General features: G+C 70.0%; 18 protein-coding genes and 1 pseudogene. 8 read left to right on the top strand and 11 right to left on the bottom strand.

Annotated elements, in window-relative coordinates; all coding sequences use genetic code 11:
• Window position 1: 1 nt before the first annotated feature.
• The 3 genes from M3M54_RS06150 to M3M54_RS06140 all read right to left on the bottom strand — a co-directional run bounded on the left by M3M54_RS06150 (window position 2) and on the right by M3M54_RS06140 (window position 3883).
• Window positions 2–1099, bottom strand: coding sequence for an aromatic/alkene monooxygenase hydroxylase subunit beta (locus tag M3M54_RS06150; protein ID WP_249021304.1), 1098 nt, complete (start codon window positions 1097–1099; stop codon window positions 2–4).
• Window positions 1096–2148: an FAD-binding oxidoreductase gene (locus M3M54_RS06145; RefSeq protein WP_249021303.1), complete on the bottom strand. Its 1053-nt coding sequence runs from the start codon at window positions 2146–2148 to the stop codon at window positions 1096–1098. Before M3M54_RS06145 ends, M3M54_RS06150 begins: the two co-directional genes overlap by 4 nt.
• Window positions 2149–2221: 73 nt before the next feature.
• The gene (locus tag M3M54_RS06140; protein ID WP_249021302.1) at window positions 2222–3883 is read right to left on the bottom strand and encodes a hypothetical protein; all 1662 of its coding nucleotides are present in this window, start codon (window positions 3881–3883) and stop codon (window positions 2222–2224) included.
• A gap of 135 nt (window positions 3884–4018) precedes the next feature.
• On the opposite strand from M3M54_RS06140, the gene M3M54_RS06135 reads away from it, so the two are divergent.
• Complete coding sequence (locus tag M3M54_RS06135; protein WP_249021301.1) at window positions 4019–5536, top strand: helix-turn-helix domain-containing protein; 1518 nt, start codon at window positions 4019–4021, stop codon at window positions 5534–5536.
• Window positions 5537–5588: 52 nt separating this feature from the next.
• Here the strand turns inward: M3M54_RS06135 and M3M54_RS06130 are convergent.
• The 3 genes and pseudogenes from M3M54_RS06130 to M3M54_RS06120 all read right to left on the bottom strand — a co-directional run.
• A pseudogene (locus M3M54_RS06130) lies at window positions 5589–5996 on the bottom strand (GGDEF domain-containing protein); the annotation flags it as partial.
• A gap of 264 nt (window positions 5997–6260) precedes the next feature.
• The gene (locus M3M54_RS06125; protein ID WP_249021299.1) at window positions 6261–6623 is read right to left on the bottom strand and encodes a hypothetical protein; all 363 of its coding nucleotides are present in this window, start codon (window positions 6621–6623) and stop codon (window positions 6261–6263) included.
• A gap of 158 nt (window positions 6624–6781) precedes the next feature.
• A complete protein-coding gene (locus M3M54_RS06120) occupies window positions 6782–7144 on the bottom strand; it encodes a hypothetical protein (RefSeq protein WP_249021298.1) in 363 nt (120 codons plus the stop codon).
• A 114-nt stretch (window positions 7145–7258) separates the two neighbouring features.
• Between M3M54_RS06120 and M3M54_RS06115 the strand changes: the two genes are divergently transcribed.
• Complete coding sequence (locus M3M54_RS06115; protein WP_249021297.1) at window positions 7259–8332, top strand: 6-phosphofructokinase; 1074 nt, start codon at window positions 7259–7261, stop codon at window positions 8330–8332.
• Between the two features lie 315 nt (window positions 8333–8647).
• The gene (locus tag M3M54_RS06110; protein WP_249021296.1) at window positions 8648–9247 is read left to right on the top strand and encodes a YceI family protein; all 600 of its coding nucleotides are present in this window, start codon (window positions 8648–8650) and stop codon (window positions 9245–9247) included.
• Here the strand turns inward: M3M54_RS06110 and recD are convergent.
• From recD to recC, 3 genes are read right to left on the bottom strand one after another with little or no spacing between them, the layout of a single operon-like run.
• Complete coding sequence (recD, locus tag M3M54_RS06105) at window positions 9234–11039, bottom strand: exodeoxyribonuclease V subunit alpha (protein WP_249021295.1); 1806 nt, start codon at window positions 11037–11039, stop codon at window positions 9234–9236. The two genes, M3M54_RS06110 and recD, sit on opposite strands and share 14 nt — an antisense overlap.
• Window positions 11036–14515, bottom strand: coding sequence for a UvrD-helicase domain-containing protein (locus M3M54_RS06100; protein WP_249021294.1), 3480 nt, complete (start codon window positions 14513–14515; stop codon window positions 11036–11038). Before M3M54_RS06100 ends, recD begins: the two co-directional genes overlap by 4 nt.
• Window positions 14515–17889 (bottom strand): exodeoxyribonuclease V subunit gamma, encoded by a 3375-nt coding sequence (gene recC, locus M3M54_RS06095; RefSeq protein ID WP_249021293.1) that lies wholly within the window; start codon window positions 17887–17889, stop codon window positions 14515–14517. Before recC ends, M3M54_RS06100 begins: the two co-directional genes overlap by 1 nt.
• A 55-nt stretch (window positions 17890–17944) precedes the next feature.
• Here recC and M3M54_RS06090 point away from each other — a divergent pair, with 55 nt between their 5' ends.
• From M3M54_RS06090 to M3M54_RS06080, 3 genes are all read left to right on the top strand, one after another.
• The gene (locus M3M54_RS06090; RefSeq protein ID WP_249021292.1) at window positions 17945–18211 is read left to right on the top strand and encodes a hypothetical protein; all 267 of its coding nucleotides are present in this window, start codon (window positions 17945–17947) and stop codon (window positions 18209–18211) included.
• 85 nt (window positions 18212–18296) lie between these two features.
• Window positions 18297–19544 carry a hypothetical protein gene (locus tag M3M54_RS06085; protein WP_249021291.1) on the top strand — a complete coding sequence of 416 codons (1248 nt, stop codon included), beginning with the start codon at window positions 18297–18299 and terminating at the stop codon, window positions 19542–19544.
• A 78-nt stretch (window positions 19545–19622) separates the two neighbouring features.
• The gene (locus M3M54_RS06080) at window positions 19623–20270 is read left to right on the top strand and encodes a hypothetical protein (protein WP_249021290.1); all 648 of its coding nucleotides are present in this window, start codon (window positions 19623–19625) and stop codon (window positions 20268–20270) included.
• A 38-nt stretch (window positions 20271–20308) separates the two neighbouring features.
• On the opposite strand, the gene M3M54_RS06075 is transcribed toward M3M54_RS06080, so the two are convergent.
• Window positions 20309–21274 (bottom strand): zinc-binding dehydrogenase, encoded by a 966-nt coding sequence (locus tag M3M54_RS06075; protein WP_249021289.1) that lies wholly within the window; start codon window positions 21272–21274, stop codon window positions 20309–20311.
• A gap of 123 nt (window positions 21275–21397) precedes the next feature.
• Window positions 21398–22018 (bottom strand): nuclear transport factor 2 family protein, encoded by a 621-nt coding sequence (locus M3M54_RS06070; RefSeq protein ID WP_371878624.1) that lies wholly within the window; start codon window positions 22016–22018, stop codon window positions 21398–21400.
• 29 nt (window positions 22019–22047) lie between these two features.
• Here M3M54_RS06070 and M3M54_RS06065 point away from each other — a divergent pair, with 29 nt between their 5' ends.
• Window positions 22048–22503, top strand: coding sequence for an SRPBCC family protein (locus M3M54_RS06065; RefSeq protein WP_249021287.1), 456 nt, complete (start codon window positions 22048–22050; stop codon window positions 22501–22503).
• Window positions 22504–22639: 136 nt separating this feature from the next.
• On the top strand, window positions 22640–22870 hold the full coding sequence (locus tag M3M54_RS06060) for a hypothetical protein (protein ID WP_249021286.1): 231 nt from the start codon (window positions 22640–22642) through the stop codon (window positions 22868–22870).
• Window positions 22871–22894 lie beyond the last annotated feature (24 nt).

Raw genomic sequence — 22894 nt, 5'->3', positions numbered from 1 at the left:
ATCACAGCTCCTTGTCGTAGGTGAGACCGAACTCCGAGAGGAGGTCGGTAAAGGTGGTCTTTGCGCGCCTCATGGACTCGTCGAAGGTCAGAACCTTCTCCGAGAGCTGCGACCAGATCGGCTGCAGACCGCGACCGGCGGCCACGCTCCGCGGCACCCACGCTGCGAGCCAGTTGGTCATCACGGCGCGGTTGGCGGCACCGTACTCGGGATCGTTGGCAAGCAAGCTGAACAGCCGCCGCGCCCCCGCCCGGTCGCGGCCGGCGTCGGCCTCGCCGACACCGATCACAGTTGGTGTCACGTAGTCGCCGTGTCGTGCCGCGACCTGCATCACGAAATGGCTGCGAAACAGCTCGCCGACGAGCGGTTCGAACACGATCGCGGTCGCAAAGAACGCCTCCGCCCAGTCCCGGGTGCCGGTAAGCTGCTCGACGTTCTCACGCGTCGGCTGCCACAGCGGGTCCGACTGCCAGACCGCCCTGTGAGCCGAGCCGTCGAAGTCCGGCACCTGCTCGGACACCTCCAGGTTATAGAGGATCAGGTCCTGGGCGAAGCGCAGCTTGTGCGCCGCAGCCACCGCGAGCGCGTTGTTGATCATGTTCGTCGGCGCGTCGCGCTGGCATGCGGTGTAGACGTACATCCCGATGCCGTGCTCCACGTGGGCCCATGCACTCACATGCTTCTCGAGCACCGACAGCCAGCTCCGGTTCTCGGTGAGAAATGAGCCGGCAGCCTTTGCGTTGGCAACCGTCTGCTGGACCTGTCGCACGACGTTGGCGTTGTTGCGATAGATCGTCTGCTCCCACTCCTCGTTGGGGTCGAGGAACTCATGCCAGTTGCTCGACTTCAGCGTCGTCCACTCATGCGGGTAGCCGCCGACGCCGTCGGCAAACCCGTACAGCCAGCCCTGGGAGAGGTGGCGTTCCGGGTCGGGCTGCACGTCAACGGTGACGTCCTCGTACAGCGTGGCGCGACGCTTTGCTGGGGTGAAGTAGTTGTAGTGGCGGCTGGTCGATGATGGAAATTCCAGCGCCCCGGCCTCGGCGTCGGTGAACACCGGTTTGGGAACGCTGCGGGCCTGCTCTGTGGTGGTGCTCATGTGCGGCTGCTCTCCTCCGTATTGGCAGTGGTTGTGAACTTGTCGTAGTAGATGTTGGAAGCTGGCACGCCGCTGCCCTCGAGCAGGGCGATCGCGGCGTCGACCATCGGCGGCGGGCCGCAGACGTAGGCGTCCACCGCGGCTAGGTCGCGCTCCAGCCTGGCGACAACGTCGGTGACCTGGCCGGTCTCCCCAGACCAGCTTGGGTCTCCGTTCTCCGAGAGCGCGGGGACGAAGCGCAGACCGGGCAGTCGCGAGCACAGCGCGGCGATCTCCTGCACATAAAACAGGTCGGCGCGTGTGCGGGCCCCGTAGTAGTAGACCGCGGGTCTGCGGGACCCCATGGCCGCCATCGAGCGCAGCAGCGACAGGATCGGCGCCATGCCGGCCCCCCCGCCGATGAACAGCAGCGGCCGCTCCGACTTCTGCCTCAGCGTGAAGACCCCGTAGGGACCTCGGACGGTGAGATGTTGTCCAACGGCGATCCCGCCGTCACACAGCAACCCGGAGAAGCGTCCGCCCGGGTAGCACTTGATCATGAACTCGAGCCGCCCGTCCTCTCCCGGCAGGTTCGCCATCGAGAACGAGCGGTGCTCGTCGCTGCCTGGAATCTCGATGTCCACATACTGACCCGGGTGAAAGGGCAGCGCCTGCCCTGGCGCGATGAACAGGACCAGACGGCGGATGTCATGCGTGAGCTCCTCGATCGCTTCGACCTCGGCCGTCGCGGTCTGCAGCGCGATCCCGCTGCGCAGGATCTCCTCGTCGTAGTTGATCAGCTCGACCTGGACGTCGGAGAGCGCGTGGGCGCGGCAGAGCAGCGTCCAGCCCTCATCCAGCTCGAAGTCGTTCAGCGCGAAGGTTGAGTAGCGGTCCAGGTCGACCTCTCCGTCGAGCAGGAACGACTTGCACGCCGCGCACTGCCCCTCCTTGCAGCCGTGCATCAGCATCAGCCCCTGCCGGAAAGCCCCGGCGAGGATCGTCTCGTCCTCGTAGACCTCGAACTCGATCCCGACCGGCTCCAGTCGGACCGTGCGCGTCACAGTCATCGTGTTCGTCTCTCCTCAGTTGACAGGCGGGCGCCGGAGGAGGTCCTGCCGGCGCCCGCCTCGCTCAGTGCGCCTAGGCCGCGGCCTCCGCCGGCGCCGGGCGTCCGGCCGGCCCGCCGCGCTTGTACTTGGCGATGTGCGCCTCGCGCTCCGCGGGGCTCATCGCGTTGAGCAGCACATTCGGGCTCTGCATCGTGATCCCCTCGACCGAGTCGATCGTCCACATCTCCTTCGGATCCAGGTTCAGATGCGGCTGCGGGATCAGTGTCTTGCCGTCATCTCGCAGGTATCCGAGGTCGCGGATCACGTCCGCGTAGTCCCAGCCGTGGTACAGGCTCTCCCACTCACGCTTGCCGGTGAGTCGACCCATCGACGGCGTTGGGCGTCCCTCGTACTCGGGCCGGAACGCCACCGCGTCGGTCCAGTGACAGGTCTCCGAGCAGTACGTGCGCACCTGGCCATCCACCTCGTCAACGACCGTGTCCTCGCGGATCAGGCACGGGACCATGCAGGTCCAGCAGCGGTGCGGGTACTCGTAGTTCGCCGCCTCGCCCTCGAACATGATCGGCTTGTGGCCGTTGCGCTTGGACATTGCGCTATAGGCCTCCCACCACTTGCCGTACTTGTTGTACCAGCCCGGGTACTTGTGCTCAAACCACTCAAAGTCGGCGTCATCCATGGGGTCGATCCGCCAGTAGTTGGCGGCCCAGCCGGTTGCGAAGAACTGGGCTACCTCGTGGACGTAGCCCTTGTTCCAGATCCGGTTCCATGCCTCCTCGACAAGGTCATGTGGGATCACCAGCCCGTACTTCTCGAGCGGGACGAGATAGCTGCGGTAGTAGTCGTCGTAGATCCAGCGGCGCCACATCTCGGCGTAGCTGTCGCGATCTTTGCGACGGTCCTTGGTGCCGTACTCGATGAAGGTGCCGATCGCCGCATCCACGACCGCGTGGTTGTTCCACCACGCGTAACGCAGATCGCGCTCCAGCAGTTGCCGGTTGCGCTCATCTGACAGGGCCATCAGGATGATCGAGTAACCGTTTGAGATGTGGCGCGACTCATCGGACTGAACCGAGTGGAAGACCGTCGGCAGCAGGTAGTCGCCATTGGCGGCGGCCTCGGCTGGCATCGCGACGAACAGCACGTTCGTAAACGCCGTCTCGGCGACGATCGTCAGGTAGACGTTGGCCGCGGTGATCGCGTCGCCGGTGATGAAGCCCTCACCGAACTGGCGACCGATCGTGCCAGCGTAGTTGTTCTGAAACGCCTTGAGGGTGTTGTCAAACCCCGCCGGGTCGATGTAGTGGTTCATGTACAGGCGCTTGAGGTTCATCTGGATTGTCGAGTGTCGAACCTCGTCGATCATCTGAATCGCCAGACCGTTATGAACCTCGGGGTTCGGGACCGCATTGATGACCAGCGGCATCGCCCGCGCGGCCGAGATCTCGGGAAACGGGATGATCGACAAAAACAGCTTCTGCCACTCCATCCAGCGCTGCTGCACCTGGCGGAACATGTTGCCGCGGATCGCGCCATCCATCGCGCCAAAGACCCGGTTGTCCTTCTCTTCCTCCATGGGGAAGTAGGAGCGCAGGATCTGCTTGAGCGGATCCTTCTTCTGGGCCTTCTCGAACGTGTAGTCGGTCGCGAACTTCTCGACCGGCGAGACGAACGTGGGCTCCCACGCGAGCTCCTGGATCTTCTCATGGGACTTTGTGATGCTGGCCCTACTCACGATGACTCTCCTCCTTCTAGGGGGCAGCAGATTGAGCGCAAGGTCTAGCTGGGCGTGCGTTACATCTGCGTTTCATCAGATTTGGAACTCGCTGCGCCAGGCGATAACGTGGCTGTCGAGCGGAGGACGTTGACAGTGCCACGTAACCAATGGCTGGCGATCGACACCGGTACGGTGCCGACGGTTCGCGCACGCGAACTCAAACAGGCGTGGGAGGAGTACGTCGCCGGTGGCGAGGCGATCGAGGTGCGCGAGCCGATCGCCGAGTCATGGCGCAGGTCGTCTGAGGCGGGCGTCGATCCAGTGGGCCGGACCGTCGCACCGCTCGTCGCAGACTATGAGGCAACCGTCGCTCGCTGGGAGGATCATCCGCTCGCCACGGCACGAGATCTCATCCGGGCCTGTATGAGTCCGATCGCAGACGGTGAGGGCCAGTTGCTGGTTGTCTCCGACGCCGACGGCATCCTGCTTTGGGTGGATGGCCCGGAATCCGTCCGGCTCGATGCTGCCGATGCGATGAACTTCACCACGGGGGCCGGGTGGGGAGAATGCGACGCGGGCACGAACGCGGTCGGCACCGCACTTGCCGCAGACCACGCGGTGCAGGTCTTCGCAGCCGAGCACTTCAACGAGATAGTTCAGGACTGGACCTGTGCCGCAGCACCCGTCCACGACCCAGACAGCGACGAGCTGCTTGGCGTCATCGACCTCACCGGCCGGATCCGCACCGCTCACCCGCACAGCCTCGCCTGCGTGCTCGCCACCGCGCACGCGGTCAGGCTGTACCTGAACGAGCTGATGCAGGCGCGCGACGCCCATCTGCTGGCTCGGCACGAAGCCAGCCTCGTCGGCCCCGGCCATCGGGCGTTGGTGGCACCAAGCGGTCGGGTGATCGCCGGCGACACCGCTTGGACCGGGTCTCGGCGTCTTGCGCTCCCCCCCGATGGCGGCGAGCTGACGCTTCCGACTGGCGCGCTGGCATTCGCGGAGCCGCTTGGACACGCAGAGGCATTCATAGTTCGATCCGTTGCCGGGACGGCCAGAGGTCGTAGCCGCCAGTTCTTGGACATGACGCTCCTCGGCTGCGAACATGCCCATGTCTCGCTCGGCGGCCAGCCGCTAGCGCTTACCCGCCGACAAACCGAGATTCTCGCGCTGCTTTCGAGGCGACCCGACGGGATGACGTCGGAGGAGCTTGCGGCGGATCTGTATGGCGACGCCGGCCACCCCGGAACCGTGCGTGTCCAGGTGTTCCGGATGCGCAAGCTTTTCGGCGAGATCGTGAAGACCGATCCCTACCGCCTCGGTTTCGACGTGCGTTCCGACTGGGCCTGCGTAGAGGCCCTTCTCGACTGCGGCCGCACGCGTGATGCCGCCGAGTGCTATCACGGGCCGCTCCTGCCCCACTCAGAGGCTCCAGGCATCGTGCGTGAACGCAACGAACTCGAGGCGTGGCTGCGTCAGGCGATCATGACCTGTGAGAGCCCGGAGGCGATCTGGGCCTGGGTGCAGACGGAGTCCGGGAAAGACGATCTGCTGGCGTGGCGCCGGCTCCTCGCAGGCATTGACTACGCCGACCCTCGCCATTCTCTTGCGGCCACGCGCGTGCGGGCTCTGCGCGAACTCTACGCCGCTGAGCCTCGGCCAGCCTGACTGCGATCACACCAAACATCGGCGTAGGACCGCAGTGGCATGAGTGAGCCCGTCACGCCGAGCTGGTCCCAGCGCCGTACCGGCCGCTTCGCTTGTGCCGGTACATGAGCTGGTCCGCCCGGCGGATCAGGTCCGACGCCCCCTCGGCCCAGTCCCACGTGGCGACACCGACAGACGCCGAGACGCTGTGGGGTAGCACCTCGCCGAGACGCTTGGCCAGCACGCGGGCACCGAGCTCATCCGTGCTTGGTGCGAGGATGGCGAACTCGTCGCCGCCGAGACGGGCGAGAAAATCGCCGCCGCCACGCACCACGCCCTGCCACGCTCGGGCAACGTCTTGGAGCAGGCGATCGCCCGCCTCGTGCCCGCGGGCGTCGTTGACCGCCTTGAACGAGTCAAGGTCGACTATCACTACTGACAGCGCCGCGCCGCTGCGCCGCGAGCGTTCCATCTCTTGCTCTAGCCGCTCGTCTCACATCCGCCGGTTGGCAAGCCCAGTGAGAGGATCCTCCCGGGCGGTGGCGCGCAGCACTGCCAACAGGCCAAGCACGACGACCCCGAGAACGGCTGCTGTTCCAAACACCGAGAGCCACGCCAGGATCCGCGGCGTGTCCACTGGCGGCCCGACACCGAGCACGATGGCGTAGGCGACCCCGGCGAACGTGAGATGACCGAGCGCCGCGCGGACCGGCAGGTAGAGGATGGCAAAGACCTCGACAAGCAGCTAGAGGTTGGCTAAGTTGACCTCACGGCTCAGTCCGGTCGCGACGATGGCGCTGACCGAGAGGTTGCCGAACGCGACGTCGACCTGGAGGCTCCAACGGGGCAGGCGCTCACCGATCGCGACCCGCACGCCGGTGTTGGCGAGCGCGACGGCGAGCGCGGCTAGAAGGACCGTGTGCGACCAGTTGGGCCAGTGGCGCAGGGACAGCACGGCTATCGCCACCGCTCCGATGACCTGCAGGCTGGCGACGACGCGGCCCGGGCGGGAGAAGAACGCCCGCGCGAAGGCAGAGACGGTCGTATCCACCGGCGCCGGTGGCCGGTCACGCTCGGATCGTCGGGGGTCGCGTGCCGCGCGCACCATCACCGGTCAGCGCCATCGGTGAGCCTGGGTGCGGCCGCACTCCACGTCACGAGGGTCGGGGCTCTCAGATCCGTTGGGTGAGTCATCGGCGTCTGCTTGCTTCAAACGAGCCCGCCATGGTGGCGAACCCGCGACTGTCATCGGCACACCGGCTCCGATCATGACTTCCAGCTCGGGCGCTTGGCCGAGCATGCTAGGACCACAATGGCCACCCGCGAGAGCTCGGATCCGAAACCAGCGCCTGCCGGGCAGTGTCGTGAGTCTCGCCGCATCGCCACCGACCGCACTGTGGCGGAGTCCTGCGCACCGGCCAGCGCGGCGGCCACGACCCGCAGGCCCAGTCCGTGAGCGACGGTGATTATCCCCTCGACGGAGAGCGCACCGGGCCTGTCGTTCCCGAACCCGGCCACGAACGCCTCACGGTGGGGAGCCTTCGCGCGCACAGGTGTCCGGGTGGAGCGCCGGCCGGGTGCGGCGCCGGCCACCACTTCGCGTGCGAACGTCGCCGCCAGCGTCGACAACGCCCCGGTAGCATCACCTGCGATCACCACCGCCGCGCGCTCGGACGTCAGGGACCTTCCGCCCGCTATCCGGTCGTTACTCGCCAACAACTAGCACCGCTTCTCTGACAAACAATGGCTACCTTCGGGGTCCTGACCGGTGGCGGTGACTGTCCCGGGTTGAACGCGGTGATCCGGGCGGTGGTCAGGCGCGGGCTGGCCGACAACCACAGCTTCATCGGCTTCCACGGCGGCTGGCGTGGTTTGCGCGAGGACGATTGTCAGCCGCTGGATCTGGCCAACACCGCCGGTCTGGTGACACGGGGTGGGACGATTCTCGGTACCTCGCGCACCGACCCGCTTGCCAGCGGCGCCGGTGGACTGGACGAGCTGAGAGAGACGATCGCCCGGCGCGGGATCCAGGCGGTCGTCGTCACCGGCGGCGACGGGACGCTCGGCGCGGCCCGCGACCTGTGCCGTGAGGGGATACCGCTCGTCGGCATCCCGAAGACGATCGACAACGATGTCAGCGGCACCGATTTCAGCGTTGGCTTTCAGACGGCGGTGCAGATCGCGACGGACGCCATCGACCGGCTGCACACCACCGCTGAGTCACACAACCGGGTGATGATCGTCGAGGTGATGGGCCGCCACGCGGGCTGGATCGCCACCGCCGCGGGGCTTGCCAGCGGCGCCGACATGATCCTCGTGCCGGAGCGACCGTTCGCGGTCGATGATGTCTGCGAACAACTGCGCGCCCGGCACCGGAAGTCCCGCAACTTCTCGATCGTCGTGGTCGCCGAGGGCGCTCGTGCAACCGACCCGGATTGGCAGCCGCTGACAGAGTCCGACCAGCACCTCGCCGGAGATTCGCTGGCCGGCGCCACCACCTCGCATCCGCGCAGCGCCGCAACCGCAAGCGGCGTTGGCTTCAAGCTGTGCGAGCAGATCGAGGCGCGCACCGGCTTCGACACGAAGGTGACCGTGCTCGGTCACGTGCAGCGCGGCGGCACGCCCGTCGCCTTTGATCGGATCCTCGCGACCAGGTTCGGCGTGGCAGCCGCCGAGGCCATGCTCTCAGGCCGCTACGGATGCATGACGGCGCTGCGGGACGAGCGCATCGTCGAGGTCGACCTCGCCGAGGCGCTCGCACAGCCCAAGGCGCTCGATCCGACGCTGTATGAAACGGCCGCGGTGTTCTTCGGTTGAGCCTGTCGGTTGCGGCCGGCAACGGCGCTGAGTGTCCGGCAGGACCCGCGCCGAGCGGGTAACCTGAGCTCGCCGGCGGATCGCCCACTCGACCGCGGGCCCGTCAGGGCCCACCGGCGCCACGCGTCCCGCGCGAGCGGGACGGCCAGTCCCGGAGGTCGGGAGTGTCACGCCGCCCAGGCATCAGACACTCAAAGTCCTGGGACGTAGTAGTTCAGTGGTGATCCATGACCGGCGCGGTGGGGCCGGGCGTCAAGCCCGGCCCCACACGAACGCTCACGCCAAAAGCCCACGCCTGTGGGAGACTGGCAGGTGATGACCGACGAGAGCCACCACGATCACGACCACGACCACGGCAGCGGCCATGACCACGAGCACGAGCACGACCACGAGCACGACGATGTTCTGATCGTCGACCAGCTTCCGGCCGGCACCTGGCGGGTGGACACGGACGGCAGCGAGGTGGCGTTCACGGCCCGCACGCTGCTCGGCCTCGTGCCTGTGCGCGGGCTCTTTGAACGTTTTCACGGCGAGCTGCTGGTCGCTGCAGACGGGGCTTCAAGCGGCGCTCTGGTGGTCGAAACCGCCTCGATCCAGACGGGCTTGGCAAGACGCGACCGCGACCTGCGCGGCCAGCGCTACTTTGACTCAGAGCGCCACCCGGAGATGGTCTTCACGCTGGCGCAGATCACGCCCGCGCCCGCGCAGGAGCTGGACGTCAGCGGGACGCTCGAGGTCTGTGGCAAGCATGTGGCGATGAGCTTCAGGGCCCAGGCGATCGCCCACGGCGACCACCTGCACATCGAGGGCAGCGTCAGCGTCGACCACGATCTGGCCGGTCTCGGCTGGGCAAAGCCGGGGCTGGTCTCAAGTCGCGTGCGCGCCCAGGTGGCGCTGACGCTCACGCCGGCGTAGGCCCCCACAAGAGCTCCTCAAGCCCGCTCGCACGGCCCGCTGGCCGTGCGAGCGCAGCACGCACCGCCGCCTCGCTGCCCGCCAACAGCAGCCGCTGGCGGGCACGCGTGACCGCCGTGTAGAGGAGCTCGCGGCAGAGCAGCGGCGAGTCCGCCTGCGGCAGCAGGACAGCCGCGGTGTCGAACTCTGAGCCCTGGCTACGGTGCACGGTCTGAGCAAAGAGCGGCTCGATGTCGGCCAGGCGTGAGGGTGCGACGGTGACCTGGCCGCCGCCGGCGTCAAAGACCGCACGCAGATCACCTTCGGCCGTGCGGATCACGATGCCGGCGTCGCCGTTGTGCAGCCCCAGCTCGTAGCTGTTACGGGTCACGACCAGCGCCAGGCCGGCGTATCGCGGCCCGCTCATATCAAGCTCGGGAAGCTCCGTACGCAGCCAACCCTCGATGCGCGCCGCCCAGCTGAGCGCGCCATACGGTCCGTGACGGTGGACGCAGAGCAGCCGGAAGCGCGACAGCTCGGCGAGCGCGGTGGTGGCCTCACCCGCGCGGGCGGCGGCCATCATCGGCAGATAGGCGTCAAGCGCCGCCGTTCGCAACACGCCCGGATCGGCGATTGGGTCAGGCACCCAACTGATCACCTGCGCGTGCTGCTCGTCGCGCAGCAGCGCCACCGCCTCCTCGCCGTCGCCGCGGCGGATCGCCTCCGCCAGGCGCCCGATCGGCGCCAGGCTGCGGTGGCCGTGACGCAGGAGTGCGATCGCGTCGCCCAGCGTCGGCCCGCGATCGCCCGGCGGTTGCGGCACCGAGGCGCAATCGTCCTCCAGGACGCGTTCGAGCGTGGCGCACATGCCGGCGCTGCGGCGCGGCCCGCCTGCGGCGGGGCCGACGATGTCGGCCAGCACCGCGCCGACCTCGATGGCGGCGAGCTGATCGGGGTCGCCGACCAGGATCAGCCGCGCATCCTCGCGCAGCGCGTCGACCAGCCTGACCATCAGCCACAGCGGCACCATCGAGGTCTCGTCGACGATCACCGCGTCGTGCGGCAGCGGGTTTGTGGCGTCGTGGCGGAAGCGCCCTCCCGCCGTCGCGCCCAGCAGCCGGTGAATCGTGCTCGCCTGAAGTCCGCCGCCCACCGCCTCGCGCAGGCGGGCCGCCGCCTTGCCGGTCGGCGCGCAGAGCGCGATCAGCGGCTGCGCCTGCCCCTGTACGCCGGACAGCTCGCGCAGCAGCGCCACGACGCGCGCCACGGTGGTGGTCTTGCCGGTACCCGGGCCGCCGGCGATCACCGCCAGCTGGCGCAGGAGCGCCACGGCCACGGCCGTGCGCTGCTCGTCGCTTCCGGGTTCCGGGTGGGCGGCGACCAGCAGCCGGCGCAGGGTGGCCAGCTCGCCGACGTCGGCCCGCATCCGGTTGCGGGTGAGCAGCGCCGCCGCCAGCCGGCGCTCCTCGCGCCAATAGCGGTCCAGATACAGCCGCCTGCCGACCAGGCGCAGTGGCGCGTCCTGCTGCGCGTCGGTGCCGACCAGGCCTGAGGCTGTTGCAAGCAGCGCGGCATCGGCTGGGCCCAACTCGACGAACGTGTGTCCCTGACGGGCGGCGGCCACCGCCAGCGCCGCGCAGCGCTGGATCTGCTCGTCGTGGACGCCCGTGAGCTGCCCGAGCACGGCTGCCACGTGGATGTCTGAGGCGATCAGCGTGCGCTCGCGGTTGAGCTGCGCGAGCGTGGCGGGGGCCCTGAGCGCCAGGTCCGGGGCGTGGGGATCCTGCAGGTCGAGGTCAGGCTCCGCCCTCATCGCTCGCCGCCCTGCGCCAGCAGATCGCTGCTTGCCAGGATCAGTGCCGCGGGCGGGTCCCAGGAAAAGACGCCCTCGCGCCCCCCGGTCATACCACGCAGAAACAGGTAACGCACCCCGCCGAGGTCGCGCACCGGGTCGTAGTCGGCCACACGCCAGCGCAGGTAGCGGTGCAGCGCGACCGAGTACAGCAGCGCCTGCAGCACATAGTGAGCGCGCTGCATCTCCGCCGCCAGCGCGGCGGGCGCGTAGTCGGTGGCGGCGAGCGGCTGCCCAGGGGCCGCCAGCCAGTTGGTCTTGTAGTCGATGACCTGATAGCGCTCCTGGCCGCCAGCTTCCTCGCGGGTGCGCAGGACCAGGTCGATGCTGCCGGTCAGGTAGCCGCGCAACGTTGCCGCAAGCTGCGGGTCGCGCAGGCGCGCGGTGTAGCCGGCGAGCGGGTCTGAGCCCGGCAGCAGCATGTCCATCAGGTCGGCGAGGTCGTTCAAGGTCGGTGCCGCCGGTGGCTCTGTGGTGACGGCCAGCGGCAGCTCGAAGGTGAGCTCATCCAGGCGGTCACGGCGCTCGACGCCGGCGAGCGGGAGCCCGGCGCGCTCGCCACCCAGCGGGGTGGCGAGCGCCAGTGCCAAACCTGTGGCGGCCTGCTCGGGCGCACAGCCCAGCAGCTCCGGCCGACGGTGGGTGGCGTTGCTCAGCAGCTCCAGCAGGCTGGCCTGGAGGTCCGGCACGGCGAAATCGAGCTGTTGCAGGACGCGGTGGATCAGCGTGCCGAGCTCCGGCCCGCTGGCCATCTGGGCAAGCGGCAGCTCGGAGCGCTGCGGCTCGGCCGGCGTCCACGGCTCGTCGCTGATCGGCTCCTGCTCCTGCTCGGCGGCGATCGTGGCCGCGTGGGCCTGGGCGGTCAGCGCGCTGTAGGAGGTGCGCCGCCAGGCGGTGTCGAGCGTGCGCGTGAACCGCGCGCGCTGGAGGGCGGCCGGATCCTGCTGTCGCGACGCACTGACGGCCACGCTTGCCGGTGGTGGCCAGTGGTGGCGGGCGGCAACGACGCTGACCGCGTGGGGTGCGCTCGCCGCAAGCTGCTCGAAGCGTGCGCGGGCGTCCTGCTCACGCGGGCGCCTGGAGCCCTCAGGCGCGACGTTGCCGTCCTTATCACGGGCGAACAGCAGGCGCCCAAGGGGCGAGTCGCGTGCCTGCCAGACGCTCGCCCACCAGACCACCGCGCGGTGGCGCGCGCGCGTCAACGCGACATAGGCCAGGCGCAGCTCCTCGTCGCGCTCCTCGAGGTTGTGGCGGCGCAGATGGGCCTGGTACTCCGGGCCCTCGAGGCCGACATCGAGCGCGCGGCGGCCGTCGTCTGCGTGGAAGTAGACCGGCTCGCCGTCCTTGGCCAGGCGCCCGGGCTCCCATAGGAACGGGCAGAACACGATCGGGAACTCGAGACCCTTGCTGCGGTGGAAGGTGAGCACCTGGATCGCGTCGGCGTCCGAGTCCAGTCGGCGCGTGCGCTCGTCGCCTGTGCCCTCACGGTCGGCGGCGCCGATCCGTGTCTGCAACCACGAGGCGAGCGATGTGACCCCGGCCCCTTGCACGGTCGTATCGGCGGCCAACAGCTGGCCGATGTGCTCGAGGTCGGTCAGATGCCGCTCGCCACCGGTCACAGACAGCAGCCGCTGCACCAGCTCCTGGCGGTGCAGCACGGCCCGTACGAGCGCCGTCACGCCATGCTCACGCAGTGTCTGCGCCCAGCCGTGCAACAGCCGGTGCAGCTGCTCAAACGTCGGCTCGTCGGCGAGGGCGAGCTCTGTGGCGCTCCAGCCGATCGCTGCGCTCAGGGCCGCGGTGCGTGCCCGCGCCGGCTGGGAGGGATCCTCGAGCGCCCGCAGGATCACGAGCCAATCCTGTGCTGCGGGAGTGCCGAAGACGCTGCCGGAGCCGTTGATCACCGCTGGCAGGCCCACCTGTTCCAGCGTCTCCTTGACCGTGCGGGCCTGTTGGTGGGTGCGCACCAGGACCGCCACGTCACCGGGCTTCAGCGCCACCATGGCGCTGCCGGCAGCACCGGGCCGTTCGCGCGTCAGCACTTGGGCGCCTGAGCCGAGCAGCCGGTGGGCCTCCGCCGCGAGGTCACGCGCGATGTAGGCGCGCGCCGACGCGCTCTCCGGAAAGCCGGTCTTCGCGGTGCGTCGCACCGATGTCTCGCCGGCCTCCAGCAGGCGGATCTGCAGGGCGCCGTCACCGGGGGCGCCCTGCAGACGCGGCACCGCGTTGGCGGCCGTGGCGCGGACGCGGCGGTAGACGATCTCGGGGTGGCCCAGCCGCGCGTTGCCAAACAGCGCGTCGAGCCCGTCAAGCAGCAGCTGGTCGCTGCGGTGGTTGACCGCGAGCGTCGCGCGGACGCCGGCACTGCGGGCAGCTGCCAGGTAGGCGTGCACGTCGGCGCCGCGAAAGGCGTAGATCGCCTGCTTGGGGTCGCCGATCAGAACCAGGGTCGTCTGCTCGGCGAAGGCGCGGTTGACGATCGCCCACTGGGTCGGGTCGGTGTCCTGGAACTCGTCGATCAGGACGACGCGAAAGCGTGCGCGCAGGCTGGCCACAGCCGCCTCGCCGTGGCTTCCGTCAAGCGTCCGCAAGAGCCGTGTGAGCTGGTCATCGTGGGTCATCAACCCCTGGGAGCGCTTGCGCGCGTCGAGCTCGCTGCGCACGGCCTGCGCCAGCCGCCGGCGCAGGGCCGCGGCCGAGCCGTCGTCGGCGGCCAGCGGGTACAGCGGCTGGGGCGGGTTGGCGATCGCTGCTGAGGCGACCGTCTGCGCCTGTTCGTAGCCGATCAGCACGCCCTCCGCCTGCCGGGCAAAGCGCCTCAGGTAGAGGTCATCAACGACCTCTCGGGTGAGCTCCTCGAGGCTGTCGGTGAAGGTGGCCGCGGGGTCGCTGTCGGCGAGCGTGCCCAGGCCGTCCAGCACGTTCTGGCAGAACCCATGGGTTGTCTCGATCGTGATCGCGTCGAAGTTCGCGATCGCGTCGGCGAGCCGCTGCAGTCGTTGGGCGAGGATCGGTGCGGGCGCCCGCGCCAGCTTGGCTGCCACCTCATCAACGGTCCCGGCCTCAGCCTTGGCTTCAGGGTCAGAGTCAGGGTCAGGGTGAGAGTCAGAGTCAGACTCAGACTCAGCCTCAGTCTCGGCCCCAGCCCCGGCGCCGGCGCCGGCGCCGCGAGCGGCGGCGCGGGCCAGCGCCTGCTCGGTCAGCACCAGCCGTTCGCGGACCCGCTCGCGCAGCTCGCTCGTGGCTGCGCGCGTGAAGGTCACGATCAGCAGCTGATCAAGCGGGACTGCGCGCTCGGCGATGAAGCGGGCCGCGAGCGCCGCCAGCGTGTAGGTCTTGCCGGTGCCGGCGCTTGCCTCGAGCACGGTCACGCCCTGCGGGAGCGGCCCGGTGAGATCAAACGGCCGGGTTGGCTCGCTGCTGCTCCCGCCCTCCATCAGCGCTCCTTGAGCTCGTGCGCGAAGAGGGGACGCCACAGGTCGCTTGCAAGCTCGGCAAGCCGGGCGATGTCGAGCTCGCCGTCGGCGAACGCGAGGCGGTGTTCGGGGTCCGCGTCCTCGCCGTCTCTGTGGGCGCCCCGCGACCAGCCCGTGCGCCAGCGGCGCATCGCCGCCGCGACCGGGTCACCGCCCGTTTGCAGTGCCGCCTGCGCATAGGCGTGGGCGCTCCTGCAGGGCAGCGGCAACGGTTCGCGCAGACCGACCTCGCGCAGTGTGCACAGTCGCTCCAGCTCGGCCGTGGCGCGTTGGTGACGGGCCTGGGCGGTGGCGCCCAGCTGTGGCAGCCGGATCACGCTGAGCGGATCCTGCTCGTCCCCGCGGCCGATCGTGACGGCTTCATAGGGTGTCGTGGGGTCGGCTGCGCTGAGCGCCAGGAGCTTCGTCCAGGCTTCAAGCCGCTGCCGCGCTCCCAGGCGCGCGTAGGAGGCGGTGACCAGGACGTGGCCGTGAACGGCGCTGACCGTTCCGGTCAGCCGGCGTCCGTCCGTGAGCACCAGGTTCGTCTGCTGCGAGCGCACCGTGTGGCCGCCGGCATAGGCGCGCGCGGTTTCGGCGATCAGCTGCGCGGTCGGCAGGATCGAGCGGATCACGGGGACCCCGAGCGCTCCTGGCGGCAGCGTGCCGCGCGCGATCTCGGCGCGGTAGGCGTCGTGCGGTCCCAGGCCCGAGCTGATCGCCTCGACCAGACGTTGGCCAACCGCCCAGCGTTCGAGCGGGTCAAGCTCGATCGGCAGAGCGTCCTCGAGCGCCACCTCGTCCCGCTCGAGCGCGATCGCGAGCCGCTGGCGCAGGAAGGCGCGCACCGGTCGGCGCAGAAACTCGATCAGCTCCGCGAGCGTCAACGACTCGGCGCCGGGAGCTGGGGGCAGCGGGCTTTCGAGAAACGGCGTCGGCGGTAGCCTCGGCGAGCTGACCGCGCGCGCACCTGCCAGCGCAGCCTCGTCGAAGCTCCACGGACCGCCCGCCGCGCGCGCCGGTGCCGAGGCGGCGCTCATGAAGTTCTGGGGATCAAAGGGCTGCAAGGGGTGCCTGACGAGCAGCTGCTCGCGCACGGTGGCGGCCTCACGCACAGACGCGTCGGTGCGGGCCGTCGCCTCGCAGGCATCCAGCAGCTCGCTGACCACCACCGCCGGCGCCAGTGGCGCATTGGTGCGCTCGTCGTGGCCGTTGTAGGTGATGACCAGCGCGTCCTTGGCGGCGAGCAGCGCATCGAGCAGCAGCTGACGGTCCTCACTGCGGGGGTCACGGTCACCCGGTTGCGGAGCGCTGCGCAGCAGATTGTCGCCGTCGTGGGGGAGGGATCTTGGGAAATATCCGTCGTCGAGCCCGAGCAGACACACCACGCGGTGTGGCACCGAGCGCATCGGCGCGAGCGTGCAGAACGTCAGGTGACCGCTGCGGAAACCGGCGCGGGTCGGACGGGCCCGCAGGTGATCCGCCAGCAGCGCTGCGAACTCCGTGCGCGTCAGCTCGGTGGCGCCCTGCCCGTGCTCGCCCGCCTCCTGGCTCATCTGGTCAAGGAGCAGGTCGAGCTGGTGGCGCTGCCAGGCGTCATCGGGGCCTGAAGCGGTCAACGCGTCGGTGGCTGCCGCCAGGGCGGCGCTCCAACCGAGAAGCGGCTGTGGGCCGGCGAGCTCCGCGAGGCTGACGGCCAGCCGGTCCAGGAGTTCGTGCAGGCGGCCGGCCAGCTCTATCTGGCTGCTCTGTATCGGCACCGGCGGCAGCGCGCCGCCCACCGGTGCAAGCGCCTGTGAGTCCAGCGCGACGCCCAGCAGCAGGCGCTTGAGGCCGGCCTCCCAGGTCCCCTCGGAACGGTCGTCGAGGTGGTAGGCCGAGCGAGCCTTCGCGTCGATGCCCCAGTGGATCTCCGCGGCCGCGACCCAATTGCGGATCTGCGCGAGCTCGTCGTCATCGAAGGCAAAGCGCCTGCGCACGGGCTCGCTGTCGGCGAGGTCGAGCACCGCCGAGGCGGTCACTCTGCCGCCGGCCAGCTCAAGCAGCGCGACCAGCACCGCCAGCAGTGGTGTCGTGCGGCGCGGCGAGCGGTCGGCCAGGCGCACCTCGAGCAGCGGGCCAGGCGCTTGCGCCTGCGAGGAGGCGAACGCCGCCTCGATCATGGGTGCGAAGGCTTCGATGTCCGGGCACATGACAATCACGTCGCGCGGCTCGAGCGTCGGATCGTCGGCGAGCCGATGCAGGATCGCCTCCCGTAGCACCGCAACCTGTCGGGCGCGTCCGTGGCAGATGTGGATCTGGATGCTGCGATCCTCGCTTGGCAGCAGCACCCGTGTGTCGCGCGCACCCTCCACATGCGGCGCTCCAGGCGGCTTGCGGTTGGCGATGATGTCAGCCTGCAGGGCCGCCAGCAGCGAGCGGGGCGCTGCCGGGGGTGGGCTCTCGGCTGGGCTTGACGGCCGTGTGGGCTCGGTGGTGTGGTGGCGCTGAGCACCGATCCCAGCGAGCAGCGGTTGCAGGCTCATGACATCGCGCCCCCAGGACCCGAGCAGCCGATTCTCGGCGGTCCCCGTCGCCCAGGCGTCCGGCGAGGGGTGCAGGAGCATCAGATGTACCTCGCGCCTGTCGGCGAGCGCCTGGATCACGCGCAGCAGGGCCGGTGTCAGCCTCGTGAGACCGAAGAAGCTCAGCAGCTCTGGCAGGTCGACCAGACCAGGGTTCGCGTGCAGCGCCGCACACGCCGGTTCGACCCGCTCGGCCGGGCTGGGCACGCCGATCGCGGCGCGCAGGCGCCGCCACAGCTCGGGTTGCCAGGCGAGCGCCGCGCGTGTCGCCGGCCCGGCGACCTCGCCGTCCGCCGCGCCCAGCCAGGCGGCTCCCGACTCGCCCCGCGCCCAGGCGCAGATCAGCTCCGGTCGGTGGATCGCGTACTCGTCAAAGAGCTCGGCGACGTGGCTGATGCGCGTGTAGCGCTGCGCCGAGTCGTCGCGCAGGTGCTGGAGCAGCGGCTCCAGCCAGGGCTCCTCGCGGCTGTCCTGCACGACCTCTATCAGCGGCCAGAGCATTCGTTCCCGGCGCCAGGGGTCGTGCTCGGGCTCAAGGCCCGTGGCCCTGGCCAGCGTGTCGCGCACGAGCCCCTGCGGTGAGGGAAAGCTGACGTTCGCGCAGACCCCGTCCTGCGCAGCGCCGTCGCTGCCAAGCTGGGTCGCCAGCGTCTGGGCGAGCCAGCGCTCGATCCCGCGTGTCGGCACGGCGACGAGGTCTGTCGCGAAGGGGTCGGGCCGTGGCCGGGCGAGCAGGCGCGCAAGCGCCTGCGCCAGCACATCCGCCCGTTCTGCTCGATCGATGAAAAGCATGGTGTCCTGTGAGCCTTTTAGTCAAGCGCCTGGCGGGGTCGTAATCTGCGCAGGCGTGCGCCTGGAGGGAATCGAACGCGGAGACATCGTCGAGATCGACCGGCTGGGACGGCGCTTCCACGCCCTGGTGTGCGGCAGTGCGCCCGGTGGGCTTGCGATCCAGCCGCTCGACCGTCGTGTCAGCTACCGCACGTGCAGGGCGCGGGAGGTGACCGCGCACTGGGCCAAGCGTGGCCGCCCGCGTGTCACCGAGGAGCCGCTCAACCCAACCGCGCTGCAGCTGGAGCTCGACCTGACGCCGCCGACCGAGCCCGCGCGCTGAGCCTGCGTCGCGCTGGGCCTGCGTCGCGCTGCGCCTGCGTCGCGCTGGGCCTGCGTCGCGCTGCGGCCGGTCGGTCTCAGGCACAATGCGCGCTGTGCGGCAGCGGGCGCTCGGTATCGCGAATGCAGCGCCGGCCGCTCGGCGGTCGGCGAGCTGGCGTGCGCGCCTGGCCGCCGGGTGCTTCGCCCTGCTCGCTGCGCTGGGTGCGGCGTTCGCGCCTGCGCCGGCCGCTGCACGACCGTCGCGGCCAGGTCTGCTGCCGCCCGCCAACCCCCGCTACTCGCTGGCGGTTGCCCGGTATATGTGGGAGGCTTGCACGGGCGCCACGGACTATGCGCCCGGTTGCCTGCGCTCGTCGTTGGCGGTCCTGAACGCGGGGCGTCGCAGCGAGGGGTTGGGGCCGGTGCTGCTTCCGGCCAACTGGGCGATGCTCACCGTCGCCGAGCAGCTCTTTGTCCTGACCGAGCTCGAACGTACCGCCCGCGGGCTGCCGGCCGACGGTGGCCTTGTGGCCAGCCTGAACGCGGTGGCCCAATCCGGCGCGGTCAGTGGCCGGGATCCCAGCTCAGGCGGCCGCGGCGTTCAGAGCGTGTGGGCCGGCGGTGAGCCCAACGCGATCGTGGTGATGGCCGACTGGGTGTATGCCGACGGAATCTTCCGGGACGGCGCGTCCGAGAATCTGGGCTGCTCGCTGCGCGACCGCGCCGGGTGCTGGAGCCACCGCGACATCATTCTGCACGACCGCGGCACGATGGCGTGCGGGTCGCGCTGCACGCTCGGTGCCGGCTTTGCCGAAGGTGGCTACGGCGCCGGTGTGGCCGGCTACGGCCGGCAGTCCTTCGCCGAAGTGTTCGCTGGCCGTGGCGGCGGTGGCGGACCGCGGGTCTTCGCCTGGGTGGCCGAGCGCGGCCAGCTGCCGGCCTGCGAGCGCCGTGGCGACAGCTGCCCGTGGGCTGGGATCCCGGTGGCCAGTCCCAACGGCATCCGCGAGACACGCGGCCGGGTCGCACCGACACAGCCATGGTTCCCGGTTGGCGTGCGCAGCCGCGTTTGGCCGCGCGGCACGCTGAGTATCGAGGTGCGGGCATCCGTCCGTCTGGTGGGCGTGAGCGCTGTTGCCAGCCTGCACACAGCCGGCCAGGGGGCACAGGTCCGCCGCAGGCTCACCGTCCGCCGCAGGCTCACGGTCCGCCGCACGGGCACCTACCGGTTCAGGCTCAGCGGACGCCTCAGGCCCGGACGCTGGCGCGTGAGCATCCGCTACCGGATGACCCGCCGGCGCGGCTACCGACCGCAGTCGGTCCTGATGCTCACGGTCCCGCGTCGCGCCTGAGGAGCCCCTCGACGACCGCCAGCCGTCGCCGCGGCCAACGTCCTACGCTGTGTCCCTGCGCCCACGGAAAGGAATGCGATGAACGATGACTGGCGTGTGAACGTCACCTGCCCCACCGGCGATCTGGCTGAGCGGTTCGGCAAGGCATTGGGTAGTGGTTCGGTCAGCCACGGGCTCCGCGATGACGCAGCCGAGCGGGTGATCGTATCGGTCGACGGTACGCAGCTTTTCATCTACGCCGGCACACGGGAGCAGGCCGAGCAGGCGGCAGCCGCCGTGGCGTCGCTGGCGCAGGCCGACGGCGCTCAGGTGACCACCAAGCTCTGCCGCTGGCATCCGGTGTCAGAGGAGTGGGTCGACCCCGACCTTCCGCTCCCCGGCAGCGAGGCGGCGGTTGCGGCTGAGCACGCGGAGGCGGTCGAGCGCGATCGTGCGGCAGCCGCGCAGCACCACTATGCGGAGTATGAGGTGCGGGTCGGAACCGGTTCACGTCGCGAGACGCTGACGCTCGCTGCCGCGCTCGCCAACGAGGGCATCTCCTGCCTGCGACGCTGGCGCTATCTGCTGATCGGCGCCGCCGACGAGGACAGCGCGCAGGACATCGCCGCGCGTGTGCGGGCGCTTGCGGGCGAGGGCGTCACCGTTGAGGTGCAGGCCACACCGGCCGCGGTGGCGGCGGCGCTGCCGCCAAACCCCTTCGCCGTGTTCGGCGGCCTCGGCGGCTGACGCTCAGCCGCCGACGGTGTCGGTCGCCGCCCCCGGGATCAAACCTCGAAGACGATCTTGCCGGCAGTCTCGCCGCGAGCCATCGCCGCGAAGCCGGCGCGCGCCTCGCTCAACGGCAACGTCAGGCCGACCGGCGGCTCGATCCTCTGTTGGATGACCATCTGCACCAGCCGCTCCAGCTCCTCGCGCGTGCCCATCGTCGAGCCCAGGACCGCGAGCTGCAGGAAGAAGACACGGGTCAGCTCGGCAGACGGGGCATCGCCGCTGGTTGCGCCGGCGATCACCAGTCTGCCTCCCGGCTTCAGCGAGCGCAGCGAATGCGACCAGGTGGCCGCTCCAGAGGTCTCCATCACCGCGTCGACCCGCTCGGGCAGCCGCGCGCCGGGCTCAAACACCTGCTCGGCGCCCAGGGCGGTTGCCAGCGCGCGCTTGCCCTCGCTGCGTCCGGTCGCCCAGACGCGCACGCCGGCACTGGCGGCCAACGAGATCAGCGCCGTGGCCACGCCACCGCTTGAGCCCTGGACCAGCACGGTCTGGCCCGGTGTCACCTGACCGCGCGTGAACAGCATCCGGTAGGCGGTCAGCCAGGCGGTTGGCAGGCAGGCGGCCTGCGCGAAGCTCAGCTGCTGAGGCTTGGCGATGAGGTTTGCGCGTGGCACGATCACGCGCTGCGCGAGCGTGCCCTGATGGAGCTCCGAGAGCAGCGTCCGTTTCGGGTCAAGTGTCTCATCGCCACGCCAGCCGGGTGAGCTGAGCACCGCGTGCACGATCACCTCGTTGCCGTCCTCATCGACGCCGGCGGCGTCACAGCCGAGGATCATCGGCAGCCGCTCGGCGGCCAGCCCGACGCCACGCAGCGACCAGAGATCGTGGTGGTTCAGCGCCGCCGCGCGCACCTCGACGCTTGCCCAGCCCTCGGGCGGCTCGGGCTCAGGTCGCTCGCCGACCTCCAGGCCCGCGAGCGGATCCTCGCGGTCGATCGTTTTGGCGTAGACGGCCAGCACAGCTCATATTGATACCCGAGCACGCCCGCTGGCGCGCCGACGTGGTTACGCGCGCTGCTGCTGGCGGGGCGACGTGGTTGCGCGCGCCGCTGTCCGGGTGCGCGGTCGGGCCGCTCAGAGCGGTCAGACCGTGAGCGCGTCACCCGCGAGCCAGGCGTCGCCCTGCGCGTAGAGGCGCTCGAGTGCCGGGCCCTCGAGACCGGGCATGTCAGGCTTGACTTCGTAGCCGGCCAGGGTCTGCAGGTAGGCGAGATGGCGGTAGCCGGACGGGAAGCGAGCGAGCACGGCTGCATCGAGCGCCGGCGCGGAGCCTCCAGCGACGGGCACCAGCCTGTCCATCTCGTAGATCGGCTGGCGGAGCACCAGACCCCAGCGGCTCTCGCGGTGGGCGAGGAAGTCGTAGAAGCGCCCCGTGCACACGACATCGCAGAGCACGCCTTCAAGCTCGGCGCGCTGTGTGATCGTCATCTTGGTCTGCGCGATCGCACGCTCGCCCGCCAGCTCTATCGTCGAGCCGCCGAGGAAGTGCAGGATCCGCACGCCGCGGTCCCAGCCCTCCTGGCTGACACGGATGAACTCCTCGAACGGGCCCTGCCACCAGGTGGCCATCATCCGGCCTTCGGCGTGCCAGACGGTGCGAAAGCGCGCCCAGTCGCGCGCGTCGCGCCACACCGCCCAGCCCTCGATCAGCTCGCGGATCGCCTGGCGGTCGGCGGCACTCGTTGTGTGGGTCACTCCTGTCATGAGGCTCGCCACAGGGTAATGTGCCGGGCGTGGCCCTGAAGGATCTGTCAGCCAGCGCCTCGGGCGAGGCGCCCGTGGCGATCGAACGCTGCTACGCGCACCTCAGCGACGTGGAGCGCTACCCGCAGTGGTATCCGTCGGGGGCGCGCAGCGTCACCGTGCGCGAGCGCGACCAGGACGGCGCCGCGCAGCTGGTGGACGCCGTGCTGGCGGTGGCGGCCGGGCCGCTGCGTCGCGAGGTCGCGCTGCGCCTGGCGGTGGAGCGCCAGCCCCCGTCCTCGGTGACGGTGGTGCGTGTGGCCGGTGGCCGCGACGACCGCGAGCGCCTGGAGATCAGCTGGACCCTGGTGAGCGTCGCCGCGGCGCAGACGCAGATCACCGTGGCGCTGCGCGGGCGGATTGACGTGCCGATGCTGGTGCCCGCCGACGCGGTCGCTCGCGAGATCGCCAGCGGCTTCCTGCAGGCGGCGCTGCGGGCGCTCTGAATCGCCCCGCCAGCGCCCTTCACCCATCGCCGCTGCATCGAGCCCGAAGGCACAGTGCGGTCAAACCCCCATGTGCGGGCGGACGCGCAGGGAGATACTTGCAGTGCAGTTATCCACGCGAGCCGGAGGTGTTCAGATGTCACGGGTGTTGCTGGTCATAGGCGCGATTCTGTTTGCGCCGATCCTGCTCGTGCCGGTGGTCATCGTGGCGATCGCGGCTGGCCCGGTGCTCGCCACCGTGCTGTTGGCTGCGGCCTGCTGGCTGGTGCTCTTCGCATTCCTGAACGTCTTCAGGGCGGTGGGTCTCGTCGTCCGCCATTTCAGCGGCCATCCCGGGACCGGCCACCAGGTGGGGCTGGCTCGTTAGTCTCGGCGCGGGCGCGGCTGCGCG

It is taken from the genome of Conexibacter sp. S30A1, from assembly GCF_023330665.1.
Taxonomy (GTDB): domain Bacteria; phylum Actinomycetota; class Thermoleophilia; order Solirubrobacterales; family Solirubrobacteraceae; genus Palsa-465.
The sequence above is the reverse complement of the archived record's forward strand: the minus strand, read 5'-3'. Positions and strand labels throughout refer to the sequence as shown.

Coding starts and splice junctions, on each gene's coding strand:
- M3M54_RS06150 (WP_249021304.1), bottom strand. CDS start 1,099: ATGAGCACCACCACAGAGCAGGCCCGCAGCGTTCCCAAACCGGTGTTC.
- M3M54_RS06145 (WP_249021303.1), bottom strand. CDS start 2,148: ATGACTGTGACGCGCACGGTCCGACTGGAGCCGGTCGGGATCGAGTTC.
- M3M54_RS06125 (WP_249021299.1), bottom strand. CDS start 6,623: ATGGTGCGCGCGGCACGCGACCCCCGACGATCCGAGCGTGACCGGCCA.
- M3M54_RS06115 (WP_249021297.1), top strand. CDS start 7,259: ATGGCTACCTTCGGGGTCCTGACCGGTGGCGGTGACTGTCCCGGGTTG.
- M3M54_RS06110 (WP_249021296.1), top strand. CDS start 8,648: ATGACCGACGAGAGCCACCACGATCACGACCACGACCACGGCAGCGGC.
- recD (WP_249021295.1), bottom strand. CDS start 11,039: ATGAGGGCGGAGCCTGACCTCGACCTGCAGGATCCCCACGCCCCGGAC.
- M3M54_RS06100 (WP_249021294.1), bottom strand. CDS start 14,515: ATGGAGGGCGGGAGCAGCAGCGAGCCAACCCGGCCGTTTGATCTCACC.
- recC (WP_249021293.1), bottom strand. CDS start 17,889: ATGCTTTTCATCGATCGAGCAGAACGGGCGGATGTGCTGGCGCAGGCG.
- M3M54_RS06085 (WP_249021291.1), top strand. CDS start 18,297: ATGCGCGCTGTGCGGCAGCGGGCGCTCGGTATCGCGAATGCAGCGCCG.
- M3M54_RS06080 (WP_249021290.1), top strand. CDS start 19,623: ATGAACGATGACTGGCGTGTGAACGTCACCTGCCCCACCGGCGATCTG.
- M3M54_RS06070 (WP_371878624.1), bottom strand. CDS start 22,018: ATGACAGGAGTGACCCACACAACGAGTGCCGCCGACCGCCAGGCGATC.
- M3M54_RS06060 (WP_249021286.1), top strand. CDS start 22,640: ATGTCACGGGTGTTGCTGGTCATAGGCGCGATTCTGTTTGCGCCGATC.